8 protein-coding genes and 1 pseudogene are annotated in these 9,767 nt (G+C 40.7%); 4 read left to right on the top strand and 5 right to left on the bottom strand.

The window, feature by feature from the left end; all coding sequences use genetic code 11:
* Positions 1–219: 219 nt before the first annotated feature.
* Positions 220–1,206, top strand: a complete 987-nt coding sequence (locus tag HT708_RS10230; protein WP_001030014.1) for a rhodanese-related sulfurtransferase — start codon at positions 220–222, stop codon at positions 1,204–1,206.
* Positions 1,207–1,327: 121 nt separating this feature from the next.
* Positions 1,328–2,188, top strand: coding sequence for a DUF4299 family protein (locus HT708_RS10235; RefSeq protein ID WP_172926352.1), 861 nt, complete (start codon positions 1,328–1,330; stop codon positions 2,186–2,188).
* Between the two features lie 81 nt (positions 2,189–2,269).
* On the opposite strand, the gene HT708_RS10240 is transcribed toward HT708_RS10235, so the two are convergent.
* The 5 genes from HT708_RS10240 to HT708_RS10260 form a co-directional block, all read right to left on the bottom strand.
* The gene (locus tag HT708_RS10240; RefSeq protein WP_172926353.1) at positions 2,270–3,334 is read right to left on the bottom strand and encodes a DUF6574 domain-containing protein; all 1,065 of its coding nucleotides are present in this window, start codon (positions 3,332–3,334) and stop codon (positions 2,270–2,272) included.
* A gap of 61 nt (positions 3,335–3,395) precedes the next feature.
* Positions 3,396–4,307 carry a DUF4097 domain-containing protein gene (locus HT708_RS10245; RefSeq protein WP_172926354.1) on the bottom strand — a complete coding sequence of 304 codons (912 nt, stop codon included), beginning with the start codon at positions 4,305–4,307 and terminating at the stop codon, positions 3,396–3,398.
* On the bottom strand, positions 4,300–4,893 hold the full coding sequence (locus tag HT708_RS10250) for a DUF1700 domain-containing protein (RefSeq protein WP_000198685.1): 594 nt from the start codon (positions 4,891–4,893) through the stop codon (positions 4,300–4,302). The genes HT708_RS10245 and HT708_RS10250 overlap by 8 nt, the downstream gene beginning before the upstream one ends.
* Positions 4,880–5,206, bottom strand: coding sequence for a PadR family transcriptional regulator (locus HT708_RS10255; RefSeq protein WP_000273864.1), 327 nt, complete (start codon positions 5,204–5,206; stop codon positions 4,880–4,882). The genes HT708_RS10250 and HT708_RS10255 overlap by 14 nt, the downstream gene beginning before the upstream one ends.
* Positions 5,207–5,344: 138 nt before the next feature.
* Positions 5,345–6,511 carry a CynX/NimT family MFS transporter gene (locus tag HT708_RS10260; RefSeq protein ID WP_172926355.1) on the bottom strand — a complete coding sequence of 389 codons (1,167 nt, stop codon included), beginning with the start codon at positions 6,509–6,511 and terminating at the stop codon, positions 5,345–5,347.
* Positions 6,512–6,568: 57 nt separating this feature from the next.
* On the opposite strand from HT708_RS10260, the pseudogene HT708_RS10265 reads away from it, so the two are divergent.
* A pseudogene (locus HT708_RS10265) lies at positions 6,569–7,713 on the top strand (glycosyltransferase family 2 protein).
* A gap of 53 nt (positions 7,714–7,766) precedes the next feature.
* Positions 7,767–9,617 carry a nucleoside-diphosphate sugar epimerase/dehydratase gene (locus HT708_RS10270; RefSeq protein ID WP_172926356.1) on the top strand — a complete coding sequence of 617 codons (1,851 nt, stop codon included), beginning with the start codon at positions 7,767–7,769 and terminating at the stop codon, positions 9,615–9,617.
* Positions 9,618–9,767: the final 150 nt, after the last annotated feature.

Genomic DNA, 9,767 nt, shown 5'->3' on the forward strand with positions numbered 1-9,767 from the left:
GTTGTGGATAGAACTGACAGAGTCAGTATCATATACCTACGGCAAGGTGAAGCTGACGTAGTTTGAAGAGATTTTCGAAGAGTATAACCATTCAGGAAATTTCGAGAACCCTCTACAATTTCCAGTCAAATAAATTGCATTCGTTTTCTCAAGCAGGTATACTAGTATGGATAAATAAAAAATTTAGAAAATTTAAGAATAGAAAAGAGAACAAATCTTATGGCAAAAGATATTCGTGTCTTACTTTACTACCTTTATACTCCAATTGAAAATGCAGAGCAATTTGCTGCAGACCACTTGGCTTTCTGTAAATCAATCGGTCTTAAAGGCCGTATCCTAGTCGCTGACGAGGGAATTAACGGAACAGTTTCAGGTGACTATGAAACAACTCAAAAATACATGGACTACGTTCACAGCCTTCCAGGAATGGAAGACCTCTGGTTCAAGATTGACGAAGAAAATGAACAAGCCTTCAAGAAGATGTTCGTTCGCTACAAGAAAGAAATTGTCCACCTTGGTTTGGAAGACAACGACTTTGACAACGACATCAACCCACTTGAAACAACAGGTGCTTACTTGTCTCCAAAAGAGTTCAAAGAAGCCCTTCTTGATAAAGATACCGTTGTCCTTGACACACGTAACGATTACGAGTACGACCTAGGACATTTCCGTGGGGCTATCCGCCCGGACATCCGCAACTTCCGTGAGTTGCCACAATGGGTTCGTGATAACAAGGAAAAATTCATGGACAAGCGCGTCGTAGTTTACTGTACAGGTGGCGTTCGCTGTGAGAAATTCTCAGGCTGGATGGTTCGTGAAGGTTACAAAGATGTTGGTCAATTGCACGGAGGAATCGCAACTTACGGTAAAGACCCAGAAGTCCAAGGTGAGCTTTGGGATGGAAAAATGTATGTCTTTGACGAGCGTATCGCCGTTGATGTCAACCATGTCAACCCAACCATCGTAGGGAAAGACTGGTTTGATGGAACACCATGTGAACGTTATGTCAACTGTGGAAATCCATTCTGTAACCGTCGTATCTTGACATCAGAAGAAAATGAAGACAAGTACCTTCGTGGATGCTCACACGAGTGCCGTGTTCACCCACGTAACCGCTATGTTTCAAAAAATGAATTGACACAAGCTGAAGTGATCGAGCGCCTAGCCGCTATCGGTGAAAGCTTGGATCAGGCAGCTACTGTATAAGATCAAACAGTCCTTAGGGGCTGTTTTTCTATGCTTTGTACTCAAAAATCTAAAGTTTGTTTCTGTATCTTTCAGAAAAATAAGGTATACTATATGTAAACGATTTCAAAGGAGCCCAGTTATGGCGAAAACATTTTTTATTCCAAATAAACAGAGCATTTTAGGAGAACAGGAGATTTTGACTGCCAAGTCTATCTTGGCCTTGCTAGATGGCTTGGAGTCGCATAGCTATGATGCAGTCTATCTCCGTCAGCCTCTTAATCGCCTCGAGTATATTGAGTGTGCGATAGTGGGGCAATCACAATTTCTCTTTAAGGTTAGCTATGCTGATGGTCAAAAGGCTTACCGTGTCGATCTTTCTGAGCTACTAACGAAGACAGACTGGCAGATTATCAAGTCATTTTTAGATGCTCTGCTTGCTTACACAGGAACTGAGATTGAAGGACTAGATGGCTTTGACTTTGAAGCTTATTTCCAAGCAAGTATTCAAGCCCATCTGGCAGATCCTGCAGCCCGTTTTACGATTTGCCAAGGAATTTTTAATCCTATTTTCTTTAGTCATGAGGATTTGAAAAGCTTTTTAGGGGAAGATGGCTTGGCTCGGTTTGAAGCGCGTGTCCGTGCGATTCAAGAGACAGATGCCTACTTTGCAAGAGTTTCCTTCTATCAGGATGGAGAAGGAAAAGTGCATGGCGTTTACCATCTAGCTCAAGGAGTCAAGACAGTTTTACCGAGAGAACCATTTGTTCCTGCAGCCTATATGGAGCAATTGGTGGATAAGGAAGTCCAGTGGGAGATTGACTTGGTTCAAATCACAGGAGACGGCTCTAAACCAGAAGACTATGAAGCCATCGCTCGCTTGGACTATGCAAAATTCCTAGAGTCACTACCATCAGCATTTTACCACCAACTAGATGCCAATCAATTAGAAATTCAACCCATCCTAGGACAAGATTTTAAAACATTAGCACAAGAAGAGTAAAGCAGAAGCAGGTCAATCGACTTGCTTTTTTACATATAAAAAATCCTGCCATAGAAGACAGGATTGAAGTTTAAAGAAAGGCTAAGATACGAAGATAATACGAAGATAATCTCCAATCAGTGCCACTTCAGCTACAAAGAAGAGGAGGATAATGACTCCATTCACAAGGACAGACAAGAATAGCTGATAAAAGGAGTCGGTTTCACTTGCTTGACTAGGTCTTGTAATGATATGGAGACTAGCAAGCAGAATGATTCCAATGCTAATCACACACAAGAGGGCTGTAAATCGTAGGCTATCAAAGAAGGCAAAGAAACTAGCAATGGCAGTTAGGAAGATTGGAATTGCCAAGAGTTGACTATATTGTTGGAGAATCTTTTCCAGTGTCCAGTTCTTGTCTTGGTAGATAAATCGTCTCACAACGAAACTACCCAAGAGGAATGAAAAGAAGAAGAGTGTTGTTGCTACTAGGATAGAGATGATAGAAAAGAGAGTTAAAGGTGCTAGTTGCTCAGGGAAGTGGCTGTTAATGCTTGCTATATGTCCATAGTAAGCATGTTTGATGTGGTAGATACTAAAGAAAAAGGAAGATGAAGAAAATAGAATGAGCAAGAGAAAGGCTGTGTAGCTGTGTGTGCTACTTGTTTCAAGCTTGCTTGTAGGAGATTTGATTGCTTCCACTAGCCAAGACCAAAAATCAAGCACTTGCTCTTTCCATTTATCCCTAGATTTTGGAGCTTGGTCGGGGATATAAGGACTTTCTAAAGATTTACTGAGAAGAAGAGGCTCTTTCGTGGTTGCTTTTTGCTGAGGAAGAGCTTCTTGGCTCTCTTCAGCTATAGTGACTTTTTCTGTTTCTTTAGAAAGGTCTTGCTCTTCTTCAGTAGAATTAGACGCTTTCTTTTCTTCTATTTCTGTTCTCGCTTCACTGTCTTCAGGCGTTTCAATTGTCTCTTCTTGCTGGCTTTCCAATTCGACTTCAGCTTGAGAGACTTCCTCCTCTAACTGAGTATTTTTTTCAATTGGTGTATCGAGATCGGCTATCCTTTCTTCAGCCTTGTCTGCAACCTCTTGAGCTTGCTCTTCAGGCTTGTTCTTGCTTGTTGTTTTTACAAAATCATTACTTTCAAACCATTCTTGTTTCATGGTAGAACCTCCTTTTAGTTAGATAAATATGTTTCCATAGTAGCAGATGTAAGCGTTTTTGTCAACGTCTGCTTGGGGTGGATATTAGTTCAATATCATCATCAGATCTCGCAATGAGTTGATCCTTGACATCGGTTTTTTCAGTTTTGTAAGGGTTGCTTAATTCCGTACCTCTTGATTCAGGCTCTTCTCTTGTGAATTGGAAGATAGAACCGTAGTTACTTGAGATGTCCCAGTTAATTCGTTGGCTTTCTTTTTGGTCTAGGATGATTCGGAGATAATCTTTGGCAGTCAGTTCAACCTTACCATGGACTTGGATATTTTCAGCGTGGAAGTGATTCTCTGTTGACTCTAGCTGACTATCTGTAAGGTCTGTATCAAAGATATTGACGATATTGGGAGTTGTGAGTTTACTGTTTTTGATACGACTTCCTTCAATTCGGAGGATATAGCCGTTTGTATTGAGGGTCGCATTTTCAAGGCTAGCATTTATGATGGTGGTTTGTCCGCGATTGGCTGAGATGTTGATCCCTTTTAGAGTTCTCCCTTTCGGTAGTCCGATGATGACATCATTAAAACGATTAGATGAACTACTTACAATATGGAGAATCCCATCAATTCCAGAAGAGATAAATGGACTTTCAGACAGTTTCTTATCAGTGAGACTCAGAGTTCTATCGTTCTGATTGGTGATAAGATCATGGTGAGCAGAAAGAGATGGATGGTAAGAAATGTGGATTTGATCATCGAAAGAGTCTGTGATGGTCAGCGCGTGTTGGTGGAGAGTAATTTCTAGGTTTTCGACTTCCTTGCCAAAGGTTAGTTCTTCCGTACGGCTATCATAGACAGGTTCTTTGGACATGGAAAGTAGGCTCTTAATCCCGTCAGATTGGATACCTACAAAGAGCAGGATAAAGCCGACAACGGTAGTCACCACACCAAAAATGAGAAATCCTTTTGTCAATTTACGCATGCTGGTCACCTCTCTTTCCTTTTTTGAGAACAAATTGCACCAAGCGAACAATGAGTAGACCGAAGAAGCGGGCTACATAGGAAATACCTAGTAAAACTAGCGAAGAAGCACCGATGGCTAGTAAACCAGAACCGAAAATCAAGATAAAGGCTGATTTGGCTTGGGCGAGAACAGTGAAACTTTCAACTAAAAATAGGAATCCGCCGATGATACCAAGTATGGAAACCGCAAAGAAAGCCAAGATGACAGTCAAGGCTGCCACAAGGATTGCGAACAGGGACACGAGGATGGCGATTCCCAGAGGAATACCGATGGGTGCTGCAAGGAGAGCTAACAAGGCGATATGCAAAATTTGTCGGTTATTCTTTTGAGCGGGTGCCTCATTGATTTTTTTATCGAGAAGATTGGAGAGAACCTCGTGGGCCGCTTCTTTGGGAGTTCCCAAGCTAGCGATGAGTTCTTCTTCTCCTTCGACTCCAGCATCGTCAAAGAGTTCCCTGAAATAGTCCATGGCTTCGATACGGTCAGCTTCAGGTAGTTTCTTGAGATAGAGTTCTAGCTGAGTCAGGTATTCAGTTCTTGTCATGGCGGATACTCCCTTCTATGATGCCATTGATGGTGTCTGTATAGAGTGTCCATTCATCTTTTAGGGTCAAGAGCTGTTCTATACCACCGTTTGTCAAGGAGTAGTATTTGCGCATGCGACCTTGGAACTCTCTAGAATAGGTTGTCAGAAAGCTATTGCCTTCCAATTTTTTGAGAATGGGATAGAGTGTGGATTCTTTGATATTAGCGATCAGCTTAATGGTTTGGCTAATCTCATAACCATAAGAATCACCCTGCTCCAGTACAGCCAAGATGAGAAATTCAATCAAGGCAGAGGATGTTGGAAAGTACATGGGAAACCTCCTTTTCTAATGTGTAAGATTTTTATATATAATTTTTCTACACATACATTGTACATCTAAAAGAAAGCCCTGTCAAGAGAAATGTGTAAAATTTTTATATATAAAAAACTTCTAGCTAAAACTAGAAGTTTAAAGGATCTTATCCGCTCTGTCCACTGTAAAGAGGGCCACAGTCATCAGGATATCGATGAGCAAGAGGGCAGCTACAGATGGTACCCAAGAGTGGAACAGGTCAAAACTGTAACCAAAGAGGGTTGGCCCAAAGGCTGCTAGGATATAGCCTCCTGTTTGAGATAGGCCGGACAATTGGGCTGTCTTTTCAGGGGCGCTTGTCTTGAGTGAAAAGTTGACCATGAGATAAGGGAAGAGGGCACTGGTTGCGGTTCCGATGAGGAGATGGATGGCAAGCCAGTAAATGAAATTATTGATTGGGAAAAAGAGCATGGAAATGCCGACCACACCAGCTAGTGAAACCAGAGTGAGCATGAGCTGACGGTTGCGAGTAGATAAACTGGTTGTCAGGCTTGGGATGGTCATTGAAAAAGGAATGCTAATCAGAGATAAGATAGAAGTCAGCAAGCCAGCTTCGTGACTGGATAGACCTGCATGGATAGACATGGTAGGTAACCAGGTCATGACGGTGTAAAAGATCAAGGATTGAAAACCTGAAAAGATAATAATTGCCCAAACCTGTTTATTACGCATGACCTTTATTTGACTTTTTTGTTTGGTTTGTGGAGCTAGTCTATGATTATAGCGGTGATTTGGGAGCCAGACCAAAAAAGTTGCTAGACAGAGTAACGTGAGGAGGAGGATAAGTCCTTTCCAAGAACGGGCTTGTGTAATGGGCACAGCTAGATAGGAAGCCAGAGCCGTTGCAATCCCCATAGACGTTACATATAAGGTGGTCAGAAAACCAATTTTCTTTGGTTGATTGGCTTGGATAAGACTAGGAAGCAGGACATTGATGACTGCGACACTTGCCCCAACCATCAAGGTTCCTAGATAGAGCAGGGGCAGATTGATTAGTCGAATAAGTGAGCCGATGGTCAAGAAGAAGAGGCTGTAGGTGAAGAGATGCTCCAAGCCGATTTTCTGAGCCAGTCGGGTAGAAAATGGTGAAAAGAGGGTAAACATAAGGAGAGGCAGGCTGGTCAAGACACCAAGCGAACTAACTTCTACCTCTAGACCTTGCGAAATATTTCCCAAAATAATGGGTAAAACAGTAAAAGGAGTTCGCAAGGAAACACCAATCAGGATAATACCTGGAACAAAAAAGAGTGATTGCTTTTTCATATAATACCTCTTATAGCTGATTTTAATAACAGCTTATTTTAAGGCTTTTTCACTATAATGTCAAGTAAGGTTTCTGGCTTTCAAGATAAAAATGGGAAAGTCTTGAAAATTATGATAGAATGGTGGAAGGAAAAATTCAGGAGAGTAGTAGTGACTCAAAATGTTAAAAGTCTTCTCGTATCCATTGTAATCAGTGCATACAATGAAGAAAAATATCTGCCTGGTCTAATTGAAGACTTAAAAAATCAAACCTATCCTAAAGAGAATATTGAAATTCTATTTATAAATGCTATGTCCACAGATGGGACCACAGCTATCATTCAGCAATTGATAAAGGAAGATACAGAGTTTAACTCAATTAGATTGTATAACAATCCTAAGAAAAATCAAGCTAGTGGTTTTAACCTGGGAGTTAAACATTCTGTAGGGGACCTTATTTTAAAAATTGATGCTCATTCAAAAGTTACTGAGACTTTTGTAATGAACAATGTGGCTATTATTCAACAAGGTGAATTTGTCTGTGGGGGGCCTAGACCGACGATTGTCGAAGGAAAAGGAAAATGGGGAGAGACCTTGCATCTTGTTGAGGAAAATATGTTTGGCAGTAGCATTGCCAATTATCGAAATAGTTCTGAGGATAGATATGTTTCTTCTATTTTTCATGGAATGTATAAACGAGAGGTTTTCCAGAAGGTTGGTTTAGTAAATGAGCAACTTGGCCGAACTGAAGATAATGATATTCATTATAGAATTCGAGAACATGGTTATAAAATCCGCTATAGCCCAAGTATTCTATCTTATCAGTATATTCGACCAACATTCAAGAAAATGCTGCATCAAAAGTATTCAAATGGTTTGTGGATTGGCTTGACAAGTCATGTTCAGTTTAAGTGTTTATCATTATTTCACTATGTTCCTTGTTTATTTGTTTTGAGTCTTGTGTTTAGTCTAGCATTGTTACCGATCACATTCGTATTCATAACTTTACTATTAGGCGCCTATTTTTTACTTTTATCACTACTCACTTTGCTGACTTTATTAAAACATAAAAATGGATTTCTAATTGTGATGCCCTTTCTTTTATTTTCCATTCACTTTGCTTATGGCCTTGGAACGATTGTAGGTTTAATTAGAGGATTTAAATGGAAGAAAGAGTACAAGGGAACAGTAATTTATTTGGAAAAATAAGCCAAATAAATTAAAATGTGCTACAATAACAATATAGTAAAACTCTTTTAAGGAGGAGTAGATTGACATGAATAAAAAACTAACAGATTATGTGATTGATCTGGTGGAAATTTTAAATAAACAACAAAAGCAGGTTTTCTGGGGAATATTTGATATTTTCAGTATGGTGGTTTCGATCATTGTATCTTATATTTTATTTTATGGGCTGATTAATCCAGCACCTGTTGACTACATTATCTATACGAGTTTGGCCTTTCTGTTCTATCAATTGATGATTGGTTTTTGGGGGTTGAATGCTAGTATTAGTCGTTACAGCAAGATTACGGATTTCATGAAAATCTTTTTTGGTGTGACTGCTAGTAGTGTCTTGTCATATAGTATCTGTTATGCCTTCTTGCCACTCTTCTCCATCCGTTTCATCATTCTCTTTATCTTGTTGAGTACCTTCTTGATTTTATTGCCACGGATTACTTGGCAGTTAATCTATTCTAGACGCAAAAAAGGAAGTGGCGATGGAGAACACCGTCGAACCTTCTTGATTGGTGCTGGTGATGGCGGAGCCCTCTTTATGAACAGTTACCAACACCCAACCAGTGATTTGGAACTTGTTGGTATTTTGGATAAGGATGCTAAGAAAAAGGGTCAAAAACTTGGTGGTATCCCTGTTTTAGGCTCTTATGACAATCTGCCTGAATTAGCCAAACGCCATCAAATCGAGCGAGTTATCGTTGCAATTCCGTCGCTTGACCCGTCAGAATATGAGTGTATCTTGCAGATGTGTAATAAGCTGGATGTCAAATGTTACAAGATGCCTAATGTTGAAACTGTTGTTCAAGGACTTCACCCAGCAGGTACTGGATTCCAAAAAATTGATATCATAGACCTTTTGGGCCGTCAGGAAATTCGTCTTGACGAATCGCGTCTGGGTGCAGAACTGACAGGTAAGACCATCTTAGTCACAGGAGCTGGAGGTTCAATCGGTTCTGAAATCTGTCGTCAAGTTAGTCGCTTCAATCCTGAACGCATTGTCTTGCTCGGTCATGGGGAAAACTCAATCTACCTTGTTTATCATGAATTGATTCGTAAGTTCCAAGGGATTGATTATGTACCTGTGATTGCGGACATTCAAGACTACGACCGTCTCTTGCAAGTCTTTGAGCAGTACAAACCTGCTATTGTTTATCATGCGGCAGCCCACAAGCATGTTCCTATGATGGAGCGCAATCCAAAAGAAGCCTTCAAAAACAATATCCGCGGAACTTACAATGTTGCTAAGGCTGTTGATGAAGCCAAAGTACCTAAGATGGTTATGATTTCGACAGATAAGGCGGTCAATCCACCCAATGTTATGGGAGCAACTAAGCGCGTGGCGGAGTTGATTGTCACTGGCTTTAACCAACGTAGCCAATCGACTTACTGTGCGGTTCGTTTTGGGAATGTTCTTGGTAGCCGAGGTAGTGTCATTCCAGTCTTTGAACGTCAGATTGCTGAAGGTGGGCCTGTAACGGTGACAGACTTCCGTATGACCCGTTACTTTATGACTATTCCAGAAGCTAGCCGTCTGGTTATCCATGCTGGTGCTTATGCCAAGGATGGGGAAGTCTTTATCCTTGATATGGGCAAACCAGTCAAAATCTATGACTTGGCCAAGAAAATGGTCCTTCTAAGTGGACACACCGAAAGCGAAATTCCAATCGTTGAAGTTGGAATCCGTCCAGGTGAAAAACTCTACGAAGAACTCTTGGTATCAACAGAACTTGTTGATAACCAAGTTATGGATAAGATTTTCGTTGGTAAGGTTAATGTCATGCCTCTAGAAGCCATCGATCAAAAGATTGAAGAGTTCCGCACTCTTAGTGGAGATGAGTTGAAGCAGGCTATTATCGCCTTTGCCAATCAAACAACCCACGTTGAATAAAAAAGAAAAACGCATATTATCAGGTCTTGAGCCTTGGTAATATGCGTTTTGTTATGTAGAGGCTTATACTCTTCGAAAATCTCTTCAAACCACGTCAACGTCGCCTTGCCGTAGATATATGTTACTGACTTCGTCAGTTCTATCTGCCAC

It is taken from the genome of Streptococcus sp. 3613 (assembly GCF_013277375.1).
GTDB classification, from domain to species: Bacteria; Bacillota; Bacilli; order Lactobacillales; family Streptococcaceae; genus Streptococcus; species Streptococcus pseudopneumoniae.